Source organism: Agrobacterium sp. lyk4-40-TYG-31, assembly GCF_030209855.1.
Taxonomy (GTDB): Bacteria; Pseudomonadota; Alphaproteobacteria; order Rhizobiales; family Rhizobiaceae; genus Agrobacterium; species Agrobacterium vaccinii.
Genome location: NZ_JARVRE010000004.1, coordinates 713,175 through 729,103, shown reverse-complemented (window position 1 = coordinate 729,103; position 15,929 = coordinate 713,175). Strand labels below are relative to the sequence as shown.

The following is a 15,929-nucleotide window of genomic DNA, read 5'->3' as shown; positions in this document are numbered from 1 at the left end:
TTCGAGATGGGCGGGCAGCGTTAGCACATCATTCCGCGGCCAGAAGCGGCTTGTCTTCCTCGATCGCCCGGCGGCGGATGGCCGTTTCCAGCTCGCGGTGAAGACGTACATCTGCATCCGCCTGCGGCTTGGCAAAGCGCGCGATCAGCAGGTAGGAAACGGGCGTGATGTAAAGCGTGATCAGCGTGGCAAAGCCCAGACCGCCGACGATGACCCAGCCCAGCGCGATACGGGCTTCTGCGCCGGCACCCTGTGCCAGAACCAGCGGGACGCCGCCGAGAATGGTGGCGATCATCGTCATCATGACAGGTCGCAGACGGATGGTGCAGGCCTTTTCTATGGCCTCACGCACGCTCGCCCCCTGATCGCGCAGATGGTTGGCGAACTCGACGATCAGAATGCCGTTCTTGGCCATGACGCCCACCAGCAGCACAAGTCCGATCTGGCTATAGACGTTGAGGCTGGAGCCGGTGACCAGCAGCGCGATGACGGCGCAGGCAAGCCCCAGCGGCACCGTCGACATGATGATGACGGAGCTCAGCACGCTTTCGAACTGCGCGGCCAGCACGAGGAAGATGATGGCGATGGCAAAACCGAAGGTCAGCACCATGCCGCTCGAATTTTCCTGCAAGGTCGCAGCTTCGCCCAGAGGCAGAAGACGCGCGCCTGACGGCATGATGGACCCGGCCAGCTCATTGACCTTGGCCACGGCATCACCCAGCGAAACGCCTTCGCGCAGGTTCGCGGTAAAGCCGACGGAAGGTAGCTGCTGCTCACGATTCAGCTGCGGCGCAACCGCCGTTTCCTTCAGCGAAGCAATGACCGACATCGGCACCATGCGACCGTCTTTGGCCTTGAGGAAGATGTTTTCGAGATCGGTCGGATCGTTGATCGGGCGCGTCGAAGACAGAAGGCGCACCGGAACCGCATCGCCGTCCACGAACACATCCAGCACGGAGCGGCCTTCCAGCAGCGATTGCATGGCGGTCGAAAGGCCAGTGATATCGATGCCCAGATCGGACGCCCGTTCGCGGTCGATGGAGACGGACAATTGCGCCTGGTTCGGCTCGTTATCGAAACGCGGCGTATCGAACAGGCCGCTTTCTTCCATGGCCAGCAGAAGCTTCTGCGTGGATTCCGTCAGCGCCTGATAATTGGTGCCGATCATCGCCATGCTGAGACCGTTGCCAGCGCCACGAATGCGAAGGCTGTTCGGCTGCGATGCTGTGGCACGCAGACCCGGCACCGTCTGCGCGGCCGCGTTGACGTCCTGAGCGATCTGGTTCTGGGTCCGCTCCCGGTCGGCCCACGGTGCCAGCGTCAGCACCACGAAGCCGGTGTTGGACGACCCGTTCATGCCGGTTATGGAATAGATATTGTGGATTTCGCCACTGTCGCGCAGCGGCTGCAAATTTTCCTCGATCCGCTGCAACTGGTCGCGCGTATATTCAAGGCTGACGCCCTGCGGCGCAGTCACGCGCATCATCACAGACGAACGGTCTTCGCGTGGCGTCAACTCGTTCTGCACCATGCCGAACGCGACCCAGGACACGCCGGCAAAAGCAACCGCCACGATGACGACGATCAACGGGTTGTTGAGGCAGGCGGACAGCGAGCTCTTGTAGGTGGAGGCAAACAGGTTGCCGAACCATGCCAGCGGCCCGGTCTGTTCTTGAACGCCGTTTTTCAGCATGCGCGATGCCAGCATCGGGCAAAGCGTCAGCGCCACCACGGAAGACAGACCGACGGCAAAGGCCAGCACGAAGCCGAATTCACGGAAGAGGCCACCCAACTGACCGGGCAGGAAGGACAGCGGGATGAACACGGCGGCGAGCGTGGCCGTCGTCGCGATAACGGCGAAGAAAACTTCCTGCGTGCCAAGCACGGCAGCCGCGCGCGGCCCCATGCCTTCCGCTCTGCGTCGTACGATGTTTTCCAGCACCACGATGGCGTCATCCACCACCAGACCGGTGGCGAGAACGATGGCAAGAAGCGTCAGAATATTGATGGAGAACCCGACCATATAGATCGCAACGATCGTACCGATCAGCGCGACCGGCATGGTAATGGCCGGAATGAGCGTCGCACGCCAATCGCGGAAGAACAGATAGAGCACCACGACAACGATCAATGCGGAGAGACCGAGCGCAAGCTGCACCTCGTGCAACGCACCTTCGATGAACACCGCGTCGTCGCTGGTGATGACGATGCGGGTGTTTTCCGGCAGGTTGGGTGTCATCGCAGCAACCGCTGCCTTCACACCCGTCGAGATGTTGAGCGTATTGGATTGCGCCTGACGGATAACGCCAAGGCCCACGCCCTGTACGCCGTTGGAGCGCAGCGAGGTGGTTTCATCATCCGCACCCAGCATGACGCTGGCGACATCGCGCAGACGTACGCGGTCCTTGACGATGAGATTTTCAAATTCGGCGGGCGTGGTTAGGCTGGCCGTAGCGCGCACAACGATGTCCTGCGTCGAACTTTTCAGAGAACCAGCCGGAACGTCCAGCGCCGCAGTGCCGAGCGCATTCGACACATCGGTGACGGTCAACCCGCGGCTGGCGAGCGCGCCCTGATCGAGATCGATGCGGAAAACCTTTTCCTGGTCTCCGTAAAGCTCCACGTCGGCCACGCCATCCACGGCGGCCAGACGGTCGATGATTTCATCGTCTACAAGCTTGGTCAGGTCTTCCATGCTGAGACTGGAGGACGTCACGGCCAGTCGCATGATCGGCTGGCTGTCGGAATCGGCCTTGATGATCTGCGGCTCGTCGGCGTCGTCAGGCATCTGGTTGGTGATGCGGCCAATGGCATCGCGCACATCGTTGGACGCAACGGCGATATCGACGGTGTCGTTGAACTCCATCGTCACGCGGCTGGTGCCGAATTGCGATGCAGAGGAAATGGTCTTCACACCGCTGACGCGCGCGACAGCGCCCTCGATGGTCTGCGTCACTTCCTGGTCGATGGTCTGCGGCGATGCACCGTCATAGGTCGTACGCACCGTGATGACCGGGCGATCGACATCCGGCAATTCGCGCACATCGACGCCCACCAGTGCGGCCAGACCGGCGACAACCAGAAGCGTATTGATGACGGCAGCCAGAATGGGGCGTCGGACGAAGAGAGCCGTAAAAGCCAGTTTGGAATCGGTTCCGCTCGGCGGCGTCTGCGCTGTCATCGGCTGGCGACCTCCGGTGCTTTCTTCTTACCGGCGGTGCGAACCGTTCCGCCCTCTCGCACGCGCTGCAAGCCTTCGATGACAACAGGATCATCCTGCGCCAACTCGGCCTTCACCAGCACGGAATCCGGGTTGCGCTGAACGACCTGAACACGAACCTTGTGCGACTTGTCATCCTTCACGCGCCACACATAGGAGCCTTCGCCATCCCACTGAACGGCCAGGGGATCGACGGAGGGGAAGTTTTCACCGGTAAAGCCCATCGTCACGGCAAAGGACATGCCTGCGCGCAGATCGTCATTGGCATTGTCGAACACAGCGCGCACGCGAACGGTACGGCTCGCCTCATCGACACGGTTATCAACGGCCTCGACCTTGCCCTTGAAGGTTTCACCAGGACGGGAAATCGACGTCGCCTCCACCGGCATGCCGATCTTGATGGCCGTCGTAAACCGTTCGGGCGCCCAGAAATTGACGAGGATTTTCGAGCGGTCATCTATGCTGACGATGCTGGTCTGCGTCGTGGCGTTGTCACCGACATTGATGGCGACGATACCGGCAATGCCATCGATCGGCGCCACGATATTGCGGCGTTTGAAATTCAGCTCGGCGGTGCTGACCGCAAGCTTCGCTGCCTCTTCGGCGATCTGCGCATCAAGCACATCCAGCCGCGCAACGGAACGCAGGTTGCGGTAGGAGGTTGATTTCTCGACGGCACTGCGCAGGGCAACCTGCGCCTTCTCGCGCTCGATCAGTTGCTCGTCATCGTCGAGCCTTGCCAGCACATCGCCCTTTTTGACGCTCTGGCCAGATGATACGAGAATTTCGGAAATCAGGCCGGATGCCTGCGGAGTGACCACCACAGACTGAATGGCCTCGCCATTGCCAATGGCGTTCATGCGGTCGTTGACGGTGCCGGTCTTGACGGGTGCGATAGACACCAGCGTTGCGCTGTTGCCTCTTCCGCCGCCCTGCCCTCTCTGACCGCCGCCAGCGGAAGCAGCACCGGCAGTTTGAGCTGCGGGTTGTTCGGCACTGATCAGCCCCGCTTTGGAAAGCATGATTCTGCCGTCTGCGGACATGTATGCCCATAGACAGACACCAGCACCGACCACAGCAAGACTGACACCAACCTGCTTCCAAACCTGCATACACGTCTCCGAATTGATACCCGTAACCGCTTCATTTGCATGGATTGCGGCCGCTTATAGATTGCGCGGCAGTATGTTTGCTTGCCAAAAACAACGCAACGCACAAATCCGTTTCTTACATAATTGTAATTTGCGACGTTTTTCTAAAACAGCACGAACACATGGGTAATAATAATATAGCCTGTACTTGGTTGCTAGCGTCGCGCAAAGTTTCGCCGGGCGCGATCACACGTTAGAGGAAGAGCCACGATGAGTACCGTTTCAAAAGCACGAAACCCGGAAGCCGACCCGCGCGTCAAAGCCGTGTTCGACGATATTCGCGCAACGCGAAAATCCGATTTCATCAACAATATGTGGCTCTATCTCGCCTTCGATCCCGATCTTCTGGAAAAGACGTGGGCTGAAGTCAAAGCCGTCATGGCCACGCCCTCCGCGCTCGATCCTGTCGTCAAGGAAATGCTCTACATAGCCGTATCCGTCACCAATGCATGCTCCTACTGTGCCCATTCCCACACGGCAGCAGCGCAGGCCAAGGGCATGACGACCGAGCAGCATGCCGATTTGTTGCGCGTCATCTCGCTCGCCGCCAAGACCAACCAACTCGCGACCGCACTACAACTTCCCGTAGACGCGGCCTTCGATGCGGACCAGAAACCCCTGTAAAAATGCCCCGCAATAGGCGTTTTGATGCTGAAAAGCGGAATAAAAGCAGAACACGGTTCTGGCCTTTCCGCCCCGAATCACTACATTGGGCCGCATGAGCAATAGTTTCGACGATATGCCGTTCTTCGATGAGGAACCTTCAGAGCCACGCCGCCAGCCCACAGCCCCACCCGCTGCTGGCGGTTTGGGCATTGCTGCGCAAGCAATGGCGGCCCGCGACAAGTCTCGTTCCGCGCCGGATTATCTGGCAGGTCTGAACCCGGAACAGCGCGAGGCCGTCGAGACTCTGGAAGGCCCGGTTCTGGTTCTCGCGGGCGCGGGCACGGGCAAGACGCGGGTGCTGACGACCCGTATCGCCCATATTCTTGCAACAGGCCGCGTCTACCCCAGCCAGATCCTTGCCGTGACCTTTACCAACAAGGCCGCGCGCGAGATGAAGGAACGTATCGGCGTTCTCGTCGGTGGCGCTGTCGAAGGCATGCCGTGGCTCGGTACCTTCCACTCCATCGGCGTCAAACTGTTGCGCCGCCATGCGGAGATGATGGGCCTCAAGTCGGACTTCACCATTCTCGACACCGACGATGTGGTGCGGCTGATCAAGCAGCTCATTCAGGCCGAGGGTCTTGATGATAAGCGCTGGCCCGCCAAGCAGTTCGCAGGCATGATCGATGGCTGGAAAAACAAGGGTCTGACGCCGCCGGAAATCCCGGAAGGTGACAGCCGTGCTTTTGCAAACGGCAAGGGCCGTGAGCTTTACGCCGCCTATCAGGCACGACTGAAGACGCTCAACGCCTGCGACTTCGGCGATCTCCTGCTGCACCCGATCACGATTTTCCGCAAGCATCCCGATATTCTCAAGGAGTATCATCAGAAGTTTCGCTACATTCTGGTGGACGAGTATCAGGACACCAACACCTGCCAATATATGTGGCTTCGCCTGCTGGCCCAGCGCCCAAAGGGCGAGCCGCAGAATGTCTGCTGCGTAGGTGATGACGACCAGTCTATCTATGGCTGGCGCGGCGCGGAGGTGGATAACATCCTGCGCTTCGACAAGGATTTCGTCGGCGCCAAGGTCATCAAGCTGGAGCGCAACTATCGCTCCACCGAACACATTCTCGGTGCCGCCGGTCATCTGATCGCGCACAATGAAGGCCGTCTCGGCAAGACGCTGTTCACAGACCGTGTCGATCCGAACGACGAAAAGGTCGTGGTGCATGCCGCTTGGGATTCGGAAGAGGAAGCCCGCGCCGTCGGTGAGGAAATCGAGCAGCTACAGCGTATCAAGCACCCGCTGAACAACATGGCCATCCTCGTGCGCGCCTCGTTCCAGATGCGCGAATTCGAAGACCGCTTCGTGACCCTTGGCCTGAATTACCGCGTCATCGGCGGCCCGCGCTTCTATGAGCGTCTCGAAATCCGAGATGCCCTCGCCTATTTCCGCCTCGTCTGCCAATCGGCTGACGATCTGGCGTTCGAGCGTATTATCAATACGCCCAAGCGAGGCCTTGGCGACACAACGGTGCGGAATCTGCATGATTATGCCCGTGCGCGCGACATTCCCATGCTGGCCGCTGCCGCCGACATCATCGAAACCGATGAGCTGAAACCGAAGGCGCGCAAGGCGCTGTTCGATGTCGTGCAGGATTTCCGCCGCTGGCAGGGCCTGCTGGAAAACACCGACCACACGGTTCTGGCCGAACAAATCCTCGATGAGAGCGGCTACACGGCCATGTGGCAGGCGGATAAAACCGCCGAAGGACCCGGCAGGCTTGAAAACCTGAAGGAACTCATCCGCTCCATGGAAGCCTATGAAAGCATGCGTGGCTTTCTGGAACACGTCGCGCTGGTCATGGATGCCGAACAAAACGCAGAGCTCGATGCCGTCTCCATCATGACGCTTCACTCGGCAAAGGGTCTGGAATTCGAAACAGTCTTCCTGCCCGGCTGGGAGGAAGGTCTTTTTCCGCATCAGCGTTCCCTCGATGAAGGTGGTCGCTCCGGGCTCGAAGAAGAACGTCGCCTCGCCTATGTCGGTATCACCCGCGCAAAGCGCCGCTGCCACATCTGGTTCGTCTCCAACCGCCGCATCCACGGCCTGTGGCAATCCACCCTGCCATCTCGTTTTTTGGATGAGTTGCCTCCGTCCCACGTCGAGGTTTCGGCATCGGAAACCAGCTATGGCGGATATGGTGGGCGTGGCGGTTACGGCCAGTCGCGCTTCGATAAGGCCGATCCTTTCACCAATAATTACTCCACACCCGGCTGGAAACGTGCCCAAGCCAACAAATCCGACGCCACCCGTGACAATTGGGGCACTCGTTCCGGCCATTCGGTAGAGCGCATCGGCTACGGAGAAAGCGGCCCGAAAACGCGCACGATAGACGGCGAACTCGTCGCCAAATCCGTCGCCGACACACCGTCCAAATTCTTCGTCGGCGACCGCGTTTTTCACCTCAAATTCGGAAACGGCAATGTCGCCAGCGTCGAAGGCAACAAACTGACCATCGACTTTGATCGCGCCGGGCAGAAAAAGGTGCTGGATGGGTTCGTGGAGCGGTCGGACAAATCTGCCTAATCGGCTGAAAGTCCTTGAAAATCGACACGCAAAAGCAAGCGCTTGCAATCCATGCGATGCGCTTGCTATGACCATAAAGTCCTGAAATTATTGTGCTATCGGCGTCTCACCTGGCGTAAAGCCAAGGAGATAAATGGCGGCGACGATGACTGCCAGAATGAAGATCGAGATGACGAAAAGAGTCATGCGGTTCAGTGGTTTGCGGGTCGTTTTTTTCATGGCGAGATAACCCGCTGAATGCCGTATTGGTTCCGATAAAATCCTGTCATGACCATCCATCAGCGAAATTCGATTTTGCATCACGACCACATCGGCTAGAACGCTTTTCTCTCACTGGCAACGTTCCAAGGCCGCGCCGCCGCCTTTAGTATTTGGTCGATTATGAACAACAGCACACCCATGCGTTCCAACCCGCTGCACCTTGCGGCGGCCTTTGCCAGTGGCGGTCTTTTGACGCTGATGGTGCATTTTAACGGCATGCTCGCCCATTTCGGCAACGCGCTGTTTTCCTCGTGGACGGCGCATGGCACCGGCACGGTCGCGGCGCTGATCTATCTTGCCCTGCTCTACCGAAAACCAGCGGGCGAGAAAGTTCAAAAGCCCAAGGCACCGCTCTGGGCCTATTTTGGTGGCGTCTTTGGTGCTGCCATCGTGATGCTGACATCCACTGCGGTGAACTCGCCGCTGGCGCTGTCCGGCACCATCGCGCTTGGTCTGGGCGGTCAGGTCATCTTCAGCCTGGCTGCCGATCTCTGGGGCATGTTCGGGCTGCCGAAGCGCCGACCTGATCTGCGCGATCTCAGCGCCATAGCGCTCATTTTAAGCGGAAGCGCGCTCATTATTCTGGTTGGGAGAGCCGCATGACGCTCTGGATTGCCATGGCCATTGCAGGCGGCGTTTTCGTCTCGCTCAGCCGCCAGATCAACGGTCGTCTCAGCTTGTCCAACTCGCCGCTGATCGCATCGTTCTGGAACCATATTGTCGGCTTTGTGGTGCTGACGGTGCTGGGTCTGGCGCTTGGCGGATTGGTGCCTGCGGGTGCCGCGGATGCGCCGTGGTACGCCTTCATCGGCGGGCCGATAGGGGTCGTTTTCATCGCCTCGGGCAGTTGGCTCATTCCGCGTATCGGCGCCATCAACACCGCACTTCTGGTCATCAGCGGTCAGATGGTGTCAGGCGTCGTACTGGATCTTTTCAGCGACCAGCCACCAAAACTATGGGCGAGCCTGCTTGGCATCCTGCTGATCCTGGCGGGAATGGCGCTGACGCAACGGCGCAAATAACTTGCGTCAGCTGTCTGTGCTGCGAGAGAACATGCCAAACAGCGTTTTTCCGCCGCTCTTGGAGCCACTTGCCGTCATTGCGGGACGACCGGAAAGCTTTGGCACGACCACGATGCGCTTGACCTCGCCCCGCTTGAACGCTGCCAGGAAGCGGGTGTAATCCTTGAACACCACGCAGCCGTTGGATTCACCGCGACGTGCCAGCATGTAGGTGTGGGCCAGAAGGCCATCGCGACCATGCGGCTTGATGCCGTTTTCCGGTGTCAGACGAATGGCCTCGACGCCGTGGAACAGCGATTCGCGCATCGTCAGGCGGTAGCTGGATGGTGGCGTGGCACCGCGCATTTTCACATGCACGAAGTCTGGATTGTCGCGCATCTTGCCGATACCGGAATGCGCTTCCAGCTTCTCACCGCCCGGCATGTGCACCACGCCAGCGGAGATATCGTAGATGGCGGTGCCATTGCCACGGTCTGGCCACGGCACGGCATCCATCTTGGTCTCGCGCATCGGATTATCAGGCCGCGCGAAGGCGACCATTGTATTGGTGGCAGGCGCCGCCGGTGCAGGCGTGCGGGTCGGAACGGGGGCAGCAGCAAGCTGCTTTTCCGCCAATGCCGGACTTGCAGGGCGCGGGGTTGGCTCCACATCCGCGGCGTCAGCCATTTTCGGACGGAAGCTCGGCAACGGAACTGTTTCCGGCAACAGATCGATTTCGGCGTCGGCAGTCGTCTGCGGCTTGCCGAGCGCGACTTCGAATGCGGGATGTTCTTTCGCCTGCGTTTCCAGCATGGCGAGTTCCGGGTTTTCATCGGAACGACCCAGCGCAGAATCGACGATTGCCGATGGGCGCAGTGCGGCCAGCGCCTCGGCTGTCGCCCTGCCCTTCGCGTCCAGCGCGGTGCCAGCACCGAAACGGTCGGCAAAGGCCTTGGCGCCAATGTGATGTTCGGCCGCGAGACGGATGCCCTTCTGGCTACCCTGTCCGTTTTCCGAAAGGCGGGAGAATTTGCGGATGTGAACGTTGCGCGCAACGGCATCGGTCGTTGCGTTTCCAAAGCGATCGAGACCCGACACCACCATGGTGTCGAAGTGCCCTACCCCGTGGGAAGCCTGCGCCATGCCGTGAAGCGAAGCGAAGGCCGTGATGGCGCAGACGCCAGCCAGAACGCCGCCGCCCAGAATGGCGGTGAGGCCGCTGAAGCCAGATGCTCCAGGCTTTTTTGTGCGGGAAGCGCTGCGAGCGCGCGCTGCTTTACAGGCCACGACAGATGACGCCATGATACTCGATACTCGAACCGGTTACGCAAGACCGGAAAAATCCGGTCGTCGGGTGAACGCCACGAGCACTCTGCGAAAACGACGCAGGCCTCGGAGCTGACTGGTTCGAAGGATGCCGAATTATGGTAACCAAAGTCTTTACAAGTCCCCTGAAATCGAAGTTCTTTGAAGCTTGCATGCATTTCTCTGGGCCAGGTACCGTTTTGCCACGCAATAAAATGCGCGGCTAGAGCGATGAAAATGGCGCACCAGAGATTTCGATATGGATCCTAAATGATTCTCCCCATCGACAACGCTCCCCTATATGCCGACTTCGCCGAAAATTGGCTACAATTGCGGCGACCTTGCGGCAGAACGGGCCGCAAAGCCGTGCATAAGCGGCTTTTGGCTTGATTCCGGGCATCTCACTTGTCATCTTGGCGGCACGTTTGGAGGAAAAACCATGAAGGCGCTGCTACTCATCGACATCCAGAACGACTTTTGCCCCGGCGGCAACCTTGCCGTGGCAGGGGGTCACGACGTCGTGCCCATCGCCAATGCCCTGATCGATAATGGCGGCTACGACCTCATCGTCGCCTCGCAGGACTGGCACCCGGCAAATCATGGCAGCTTCGCCTCCCAGCACCCCGGCAAGCAGCCTTTCGACATGGGTGAACTCTCCGGCCAACCGCAGGTCCTGTGGCCAGACCACTGCGTGCAAGACACTGCCGATGCCGAGTTTCACCCGGACCTCAACACGGAGGCCTTTGATTACGTACAGCAAAAAGGCGAAAATCCCGCAGTCGACAGCTACTCGGCCTTCCGCGACAACGACCAGTTCGCCACCACCGGCCTTGCGGATTATCTGCAGCGGCAGGGCGTCACCCAGCTGGATGTCTGCGGCTTGGCCACGGATTATTGCGTCAGCTTTTCCGTTCTGGACGCGCTGGAGATGTTGCCCGAGGTGAAGGTCCGCTTCATCGAAGATGCAAGCCGCGGCATAGTCCCCGAAGGCATTCGAAAGGCCATCGCGACCATGCGCGACAAGGGCGTCACTATTATCAACAGCAACGACGTCTTGGGTGTCTGAGGCCCGTTACCGGCGCGGCGGGTGATGTTCCAGCACGTCGATATCGGCTGCCGCATCTTCCATCCGTCGCAGAATGGCAGCGTGGGCATCCAGCAGGCCTTGATTGTAAAAGAACGGCCCGAGGATTTCTCTCAGCCTATCGACCAGCATCTCGGCCTGAAGTGCGCCGATGTCGATGTCCAGTTCCTCGGCCAGAAATGCACGGGTGGCGGATATCATCTCCGCCTTCTGCTGCTTTTCGATCACCAGATCCTTCATCGCCGTCTCCCTCAACCGCCCCACCGTAAGGGAAGCTTCAACAAATTCAATCAAACCATTCCTTAAATTTGTTTGTGTTGAAAAACGTCACGCGGTACGAGCGGCACTCATAGAATGTCTTTCCGGCACAGGACCGGTTTATCCCATGACCCATGCAACATTTCAGTCCGGCATCCGCCTCGGATTGCCCGTCGCCCTCGCCGTTTTTCCCTTCGGCGCGCTGTTCGGTGCCGTCGCTATCGATAATGGCCTCACCATTTACGAGGCGACGCTGATGAGCGGCGTGATCTATGCGGGCGCAAGCCAGCTGGTCGGCATAGAGCTGTTCAATCAGAACCTGCCGGCATGGCTGGTGGTGCTGTCCATCTTCGCCGTCAATTTCCGGCATATTCTCTATTCGGCAGCCATGGTGCGCATCGTGCCGGAATGGTCCTTCGCCAAGAAAGCCTTTGGCTTCTTTTTCCTGGTCGATCCGCAATTTGCCGAATCCGTGCGGCTGAAGGAGACCAATGGAAGCGTCAACTTCGCCTGTTATATGGGATACGCCGTCATCGTCTACGTGCTGTGGATGGTATCGACGGTGCTCGGCGCCTCACTCGGCAACCTCATCGGCGATCCCAAGGCCGCTGGGCTGGATGTGCTTCTGCCCATCTATTTCATGGGCATGGTTCTTGGCTTTCGCAAGCGCGCCAGCTTCTATCCCGTCATGCTGGCCAGCGCCGTGGGCGCCATCGCCGCCTATCATTTCGTCGGTTCGCCCTGGCATGTCAGCATCGGCGCAGCGACAGGCATTCTGCTCGCCGTCATTCTTCCGCCTGCAAAAACCGATGACAGCGTGACGAAAGTGGAGGCCGTGTGATGGGCGCGATGTTCGACTTGCAGACGCTGATCATCATCTTTGCGGGCGCTGTGGCGACCTATTTCACCCGCGTCGGCGGCTACGTGCTGATGACGCGCATGAAGACCATCCCTCCCCGTGTGGAGGCCGGTCTCAACGCCGTTCCCGTTGCGGTGCTGACGACGCTGGTCGCACCCGCCTTTTTCGAAGGCGGATACGAGGTCAAGCTTGGCATGATCTTTGCGCTCATCGTCGGACTGCGCTTTCCCGGCCTGATCATGCTTGTATCAGGCTGGGCGCTTGTCGTGGCGATGCGCTATTTTTCTATCGCGTGATTTCGGCGGTTGCGGCGACCAGCCACTGCTGAACATCGGCATTTGATATCAGCGGCATCAGCTTTTCGCGAACCTCCGCGTGATAGCTGTTCAGCCACGCCAACTCCTCTTCCGTCAGCAGCGAAACGACGATCAGGCGTCGGTCCACCGGGCACCAGGTCAGCGTCTCGAACGAAAGCATCGGCAGGTCACCACCTTCGACAGGCTCAGCCTCGCGAACGTGAACGAGGTTTTCGATTCGGATGCCGAATGCGCCGGGCCGGTAACATCCCGGCTCGTTCGACAGAATCATGCCCGGCAACAGCTCCTGCTGCGACACGCGCGAGATACGCTGCGGCCCCTCATGCACCGAAAGATAGGAGCCGACGCCGTGGCCCGTGCCATGGGCAAAGTCCGCGCCCGCTTTCCACAGCGCGATGCGCGCCAGAGGATCGAGATCGCAACCGCGCGTGCCCTTAGGGAAACGCGCAAGGCTGATGGCAATGAAGCCCTTGAGCACCAGCGTAAAGAACCGCTTCTGCTCCTCGGGCACATTGCCGATGGCCACGGTGCGGGTGATATCCGTCGTGCCGTTGATGTATTGCGCACCTGAATCGATCAGGAACATTTCGCCGTCATTGATGCGGCGGTCGCTCTGCGTCGTTACCCGGTAGTGCATGATCGCCGCGTTTTCACCCGCGCCGGAAATCGTATCGAACGATATATCCTTGAGCGGGTTCTGCATGGTCTGGCCAACCCGCGCGCGCGCAGCTTCCAGTGCCTCAACAGCCTTGATTTCGGTGAGCGAACCCGGCTGCTGGCCATCCAGCCACGCCAGAAACTCCACCATCGCGGCACCGTCCTGCACGTGGGCTGCGGCAGAACCGGCAATCTCGGCTTCGTTCTTGCACGCTCGCGGCAGCTTGACCGGGTCCGGCGCGGTCACCACCTCGCCGCCAGCCTCGGTAATGGACAATGTCAGCGCGACCGGCGTGACATCCGTATCCGCCAGAATGCGCCCGGCAGCGCTGGCAATCGCATGCAGACGCGCAGCGATTTCAGTGGGCGCCAACAGCGTGGCGAGTGGCGCGAGATAGGCACCCACCTCATCGCCCACCTTGCGTTCGTCCACAAACAGATCGGCCTTGCCGTCGGCGTAGATGATGGCGCGCGCCAGTGGATGCGGTGTGTGCGGCACGTCATTGCCACGAATGTTGAAAATCCAGGCGATCGATGATGGATCGGTCACCAGAACGGCCTGCGCCTTGCGCGCGGACACGCTCTCGCCAATCGTCGCAATTTTTGCCGTGGCCGGAATGCCGGTCACATTGTCAGGCTGGAGAATGACAGGCTCGATCGGTTCCGCCGGGCGGTCTTCCCACAGGGGATCAAGCGGATTGCTCTCCAACAGAACGACCGAGCCGCCCTTTTCGGACAAAGCCGTTTCGAAACGCGTCACTTCCGCGCCGGTGTGCAGCCATGGATCGATGCCGAGACGGAAGCCATCAGGCGCATGCTCCGCCAGCCACTTGGCAGGCGGCGCCCCCACCAGATCGCCACCGGTAAACACGGTCGGATCGACCTGCGAGGCAAGCTGGGTGGTATAGCGGCCATCCACGAAGACGATAGCCTCAGTGCGTGTAACCAGCACAACCCCGGCAGAACCTGTGAAGCCCGTCAGCCACGCCAGTCGCTCAGCCGATTCGGGAACATATTCGCCCTGATATTCATCGGCGCGCGGCACCAGAAAGCCATCGATGCCGAGTGCATCGAATGTTGCGCGCAGCGCCTCGACGCGGGCCTTGCCAAACTGCGGGGTGGATTTGTTTTCGAAGGACTGAAACATGAACTGCTTTCCGAACTGCTGGATTTCACAGGGACCATAGCCCGCCAACATTGCGATGGTCCAGATGAAAGCAGCAGAAGCCGGACAGCAGATATTTTCCGCACAGATATTGAGCATTGCGCAGGGGAAACGGGCGGCCTCATAACTAAGCCATGCGACAGATGCATGCCTCCATTGCCGATACCCTCCTAACTACCGGCGAACATTCGGCCTATATAAATAGCAACATAAGGGCGACGGAAAGCCCCAGGGATAAGGACCAAAGCAATGGCAAATTCTTTTTTTCGCAACGCATACGACCGGGTTGTTGAAGCACGCGCCCGCAAGGCAGACCGCTATGTCAGCCGCGCATTGCTGAACCTTGACGACTCCACGCTGGCTGCCATCGGTAGAAACCGTGCCGAACTGAGCAGCAAGGCAAAGGGCAGCTACTCCTACTGGTAATCGCCGCAACGGCGCTTCTCGAAGCACCCATAAAATGACCGCTTGAGCTTCTCCTCCCAAAGCTCGCGGGTTCGGTCATCAAGACCGATCGAAAAGGCGGCGCGCAAGCGTCGCCTTTTTCGTTTGCCTATCAGTCGCGACGCAGATGGATCGTGACCCAGCCGTTGCGCCAGATGGTTCTGACGTGGCTGAGGTGCATGCCGTTATAGGCCGACAGCACCTTCCAGCGTTGCGACGCCAGAATGCCGGACAGGATGACGGTGCCGCCGGGTGCCAGATGCGTCACCAGTTGCGGCGCCATTTTGATTAGCGGGCGCGCGAGAATGTTGGCGATGATGAGGTCGAATGGCCCGTGCTTGCGGAAGGAATCGGAATGAAAGCCGGGTGCCGTTTCCAGCGCCATGCCGGAGACGATGCCGTTCAGGCGTGCATTTTCCTTCGCGACCTTGATGGCGACGGGGTCGATATCGGTTGCCAGAACCGGCACAGGGCGCATCTTGGCAACCGCAATGGCGAGAACACCACTGCCGGTTCCAAGGTCCAGTGCATTGCGTATGGTGCGCGCGCGCAGCACCTGCTCGATCATCTCAAGACAACCCGCCGTGGTGCCATGGTGGCCGGTGCCGAAGGCCTGACCCGCCTCGATTTCGATGGCGATGTCGTTGATCCGAACTTTGTCGCGGTCATGCGAGCCGTGGACGATGAACCGCCCTGCCCGCACGGGCTTCAACCCTTCCAGCGACTTGGCGATCCAGTCGACATCGGGAATGACTTCGCGTTCGAGCTTGAGATCAGGAAAGGAGACGCTCAGCGCATCTTCGACGCGTTCGCGGGTCTCTTCCTCATCGGCCATCAGCAGATAGACCGAGGCCTCCCAGATATCGCGCTTTTCATCCACCTCGGTCGTGGCAATCGCCACATCCTCTTCGCCGAAGACCTCGGACAGCAGGTCCAGCACTTCGCCAGCCTGAACTTCAGTGGTGGTCACAAAAAGACGAATTTCGCTCACGGCTCACGCTTTCTACA

General features: G+C 59.6%; 15 protein-coding genes. 8 read left to right on the top strand and 7 right to left on the bottom strand.

The genetic code is table 11. The annotated features are described in order from the left end of the window. Positions 1 to 28 precede the first annotated feature (28 nt). Both QRN55_RS08705 and QRN55_RS08700 read right to left on the bottom strand, forming a co-directional pair. Positions 29 to 3,181 carry an efflux RND transporter permease subunit gene (locus QRN55_RS08705; protein ID WP_284776414.1) on the bottom strand — a complete coding sequence of 1,051 codons (3,153 nt, stop codon included), beginning with the start codon at positions 3,179 to 3,181 and terminating at the stop codon, positions 29 to 31. Continuing rightward, positions 3,178 to 4,332: an efflux RND transporter periplasmic adaptor subunit gene (locus tag QRN55_RS08700; protein WP_284776413.1), complete on the bottom strand. Its 1,155-nt coding sequence runs from the start codon at positions 4,330 to 4,332 to the stop codon at positions 3,178 to 3,180. The genes QRN55_RS08705 and QRN55_RS08700 overlap by 4 nt, the downstream gene beginning before the upstream one ends. A 249-nt stretch (positions 4,333 to 4,581) precedes the next feature. On the opposite strand from QRN55_RS08700, the gene QRN55_RS08695 reads away from it, so the two are divergent. Beyond that, entirely contained in the window at positions 4,582 to 4,995 is a 414-nt protein-coding gene (locus tag QRN55_RS08695; protein WP_111837981.1) for a carboxymuconolactone decarboxylase family protein, read from the top strand. A gap of 94 nt (positions 4,996 to 5,089) precedes the next feature. Then, a complete protein-coding gene (locus QRN55_RS08690) occupies positions 5,090 to 7,570 on the top strand; it encodes an ATP-dependent helicase (RefSeq protein ID WP_111838436.1) in 2,481 nt (826 codons plus the stop codon). A gap of 87 nt (positions 7,571 to 7,657) precedes the next feature. Here QRN55_RS08690 and QRN55_RS08685 read toward each other — a convergent pair whose 3' ends face one another. Beyond that, positions 7,658 to 7,789 (bottom strand): hypothetical protein, encoded by a 132-nt coding sequence (locus QRN55_RS08685; RefSeq protein ID WP_284776412.1) that lies wholly within the window; start codon positions 7,787 to 7,789, stop codon positions 7,658 to 7,660. 162 nt (positions 7,790 to 7,951) lie between these two features. On the opposite strand from QRN55_RS08685, the gene QRN55_RS08680 reads away from it, so the two are divergent. Both QRN55_RS08680 and QRN55_RS08675 read left to right on the top strand, forming a co-directional pair. Beyond that, positions 7,952 to 8,434: a DMT family transporter gene (locus QRN55_RS08680; RefSeq protein ID WP_284776411.1), complete on the top strand. Its 483-nt coding sequence runs from the start codon at positions 7,952 to 7,954 to the stop codon at positions 8,432 to 8,434. Then, complete coding sequence (locus tag QRN55_RS08675; protein WP_284776410.1) at positions 8,431 to 8,853, top strand: DMT family transporter; 423 nt, start codon at positions 8,431 to 8,433, stop codon at positions 8,851 to 8,853. Before QRN55_RS08680 ends, QRN55_RS08675 begins: the two co-directional genes overlap by 4 nt. A 6-nt stretch (positions 8,854 to 8,859) precedes the next feature. Here the strand turns inward: QRN55_RS08675 and QRN55_RS08670 are convergent, their stop codons facing one another. Further along, positions 8,860 to 10,134, bottom strand: a complete 1,275-nt coding sequence (locus tag QRN55_RS08670) for a tlde1 domain-containing protein (RefSeq protein WP_284776409.1) — start codon at positions 10,132 to 10,134, stop codon at positions 8,860 to 8,862. Between the two features lie 442 nt (positions 10,135 to 10,576). Here QRN55_RS08670 and pncA point away from each other — a divergent pair, with 442 nt between their 5' ends. Further along, complete coding sequence (gene pncA, locus QRN55_RS08665; protein ID WP_284776408.1) at positions 10,577 to 11,203, top strand: bifunctional nicotinamidase/pyrazinamidase; 627 nt, start codon at positions 10,577 to 10,579, stop codon at positions 11,201 to 11,203. A gap of 6 nt (positions 11,204 to 11,209) precedes the next feature. Here the strand turns inward: pncA and QRN55_RS08660 are convergent, their stop codons facing one another. Then, complete coding sequence (locus tag QRN55_RS08660; RefSeq protein ID WP_284776407.1) at positions 11,210 to 11,461, bottom strand: DUF2164 domain-containing protein; 252 nt, start codon at positions 11,459 to 11,461, stop codon at positions 11,210 to 11,212. Between the two features lie 145 nt (positions 11,462 to 11,606). Between QRN55_RS08660 and QRN55_RS08655 the strand changes: the two genes are divergently transcribed. Next, positions 11,607 to 12,320, top strand: a complete 714-nt coding sequence (locus QRN55_RS08655; protein WP_284776406.1) for an AzlC family ABC transporter permease — start codon at positions 11,607 to 11,609, stop codon at positions 12,318 to 12,320. After that, entirely contained in the window at positions 12,320 to 12,634 is a 315-nt protein-coding gene (locus QRN55_RS08650; protein ID WP_422387260.1) for an AzlD family protein, read from the top strand. Before QRN55_RS08655 ends, QRN55_RS08650 begins: the two co-directional genes overlap by 1 nt. Here QRN55_RS08650 and QRN55_RS08645 read toward each other — a convergent pair. Further along, entirely contained in the window at positions 12,624 to 14,459 is a 1,836-nt protein-coding gene (locus QRN55_RS08645; protein ID WP_284776405.1) for an aminopeptidase P family protein, read from the bottom strand. The genes QRN55_RS08650 and QRN55_RS08645 overlap by 11 nt on opposite strands. A 267-nt stretch (positions 14,460 to 14,726) precedes the next feature. Between QRN55_RS08645 and QRN55_RS08640 the strand changes: the two genes are divergently transcribed. Further along, positions 14,727 to 14,903: a hypothetical protein gene (locus tag QRN55_RS08640; protein WP_284776404.1), complete on the top strand. Its 177-nt coding sequence runs from the start codon at positions 14,727 to 14,729 to the stop codon at positions 14,901 to 14,903. A 130-nt stretch (positions 14,904 to 15,033) separates the two neighbouring features. Here the strand turns inward: QRN55_RS08640 and QRN55_RS08635 are convergent, their stop codons facing one another. Next, a complete protein-coding gene (locus tag QRN55_RS08635; RefSeq protein ID WP_284776403.1) occupies positions 15,034 to 15,912 on the bottom strand; it encodes a 50S ribosomal protein L11 methyltransferase in 879 nt (292 codons plus the stop codon). Positions 15,913 to 15,929 lie beyond the last annotated feature (17 nt).

What these genes read in the sequence shown, in the direction of transcription:
- QRN55_RS08705 (WP_284776414.1), bottom strand. Translation starts at nt 3,181, where the DNA reads ATGACAGCGCAGACGCCGCCGAGCGGAACCGATTCCAAACTGGCTTTT.
- QRN55_RS08700 (WP_284776413.1), bottom strand. Translation starts at nt 4,332, where the DNA reads ATGCAGGTTTGGAAGCAGGTTGGTGTCAGTCTTGCTGTGGTCGGTGCT.
- QRN55_RS08695 (WP_111837981.1), top strand. Translation starts at nt 4,582, where the DNA reads ATGAGTACCGTTTCAAAAGCACGAAACCCGGAAGCCGACCCGCGCGTC.
- QRN55_RS08690 (WP_111838436.1), top strand. Translation starts at nt 5,090, where the DNA reads ATGAGCAATAGTTTCGACGATATGCCGTTCTTCGATGAGGAACCTTCA.
- QRN55_RS08685 (WP_284776412.1), bottom strand. Translation starts at nt 7,789, where the DNA reads ATGAAAAAAACGACCCGCAAACCACTGAACCGCATGACTCTTTTCGTC.
- QRN55_RS08680 (WP_284776411.1), top strand. Translation starts at nt 7,952, where the DNA reads ATGAACAACAGCACACCCATGCGTTCCAACCCGCTGCACCTTGCGGCG.
- QRN55_RS08675 (WP_284776410.1), top strand. Translation starts at nt 8,431, where the DNA reads ATGACGCTCTGGATTGCCATGGCCATTGCAGGCGGCGTTTTCGTCTCG.
- QRN55_RS08670 (WP_284776409.1), bottom strand. Translation starts at nt 10,134, where the DNA reads ATGGCGTCATCTGTCGTGGCCTGTAAAGCAGCGCGCGCTCGCAGCGCT.
- pncA (WP_284776408.1), top strand. Translation starts at nt 10,577, where the DNA reads ATGAAGGCGCTGCTACTCATCGACATCCAGAACGACTTTTGCCCCGGC.
- QRN55_RS08660 (WP_284776407.1), bottom strand. Translation starts at nt 11,461, where the DNA reads ATGAAGGATCTGGTGATCGAAAAGCAGCAGAAGGCGGAGATGATATCC.
- QRN55_RS08655 (WP_284776406.1), top strand. Translation starts at nt 11,607, where the DNA reads ATGACCCATGCAACATTTCAGTCCGGCATCCGCCTCGGATTGCCCGTC.
- QRN55_RS08650 (WP_422387260.1), top strand. Translation starts at nt 12,320, where the DNA reads ATGGGCGCGATGTTCGACTTGCAGACGCTGATCATCATCTTTGCGGGC.
- QRN55_RS08645 (WP_284776405.1), bottom strand. Translation starts at nt 14,459, where the DNA reads ATGTTTCAGTCCTTCGAAAACAAATCCACCCCGCAGTTTGGCAAGGCC.
- QRN55_RS08640 (WP_284776404.1), top strand. Translation starts at nt 14,727, where the DNA reads ATGGCAAATTCTTTTTTTCGCAACGCATACGACCGGGTTGTTGAAGCA.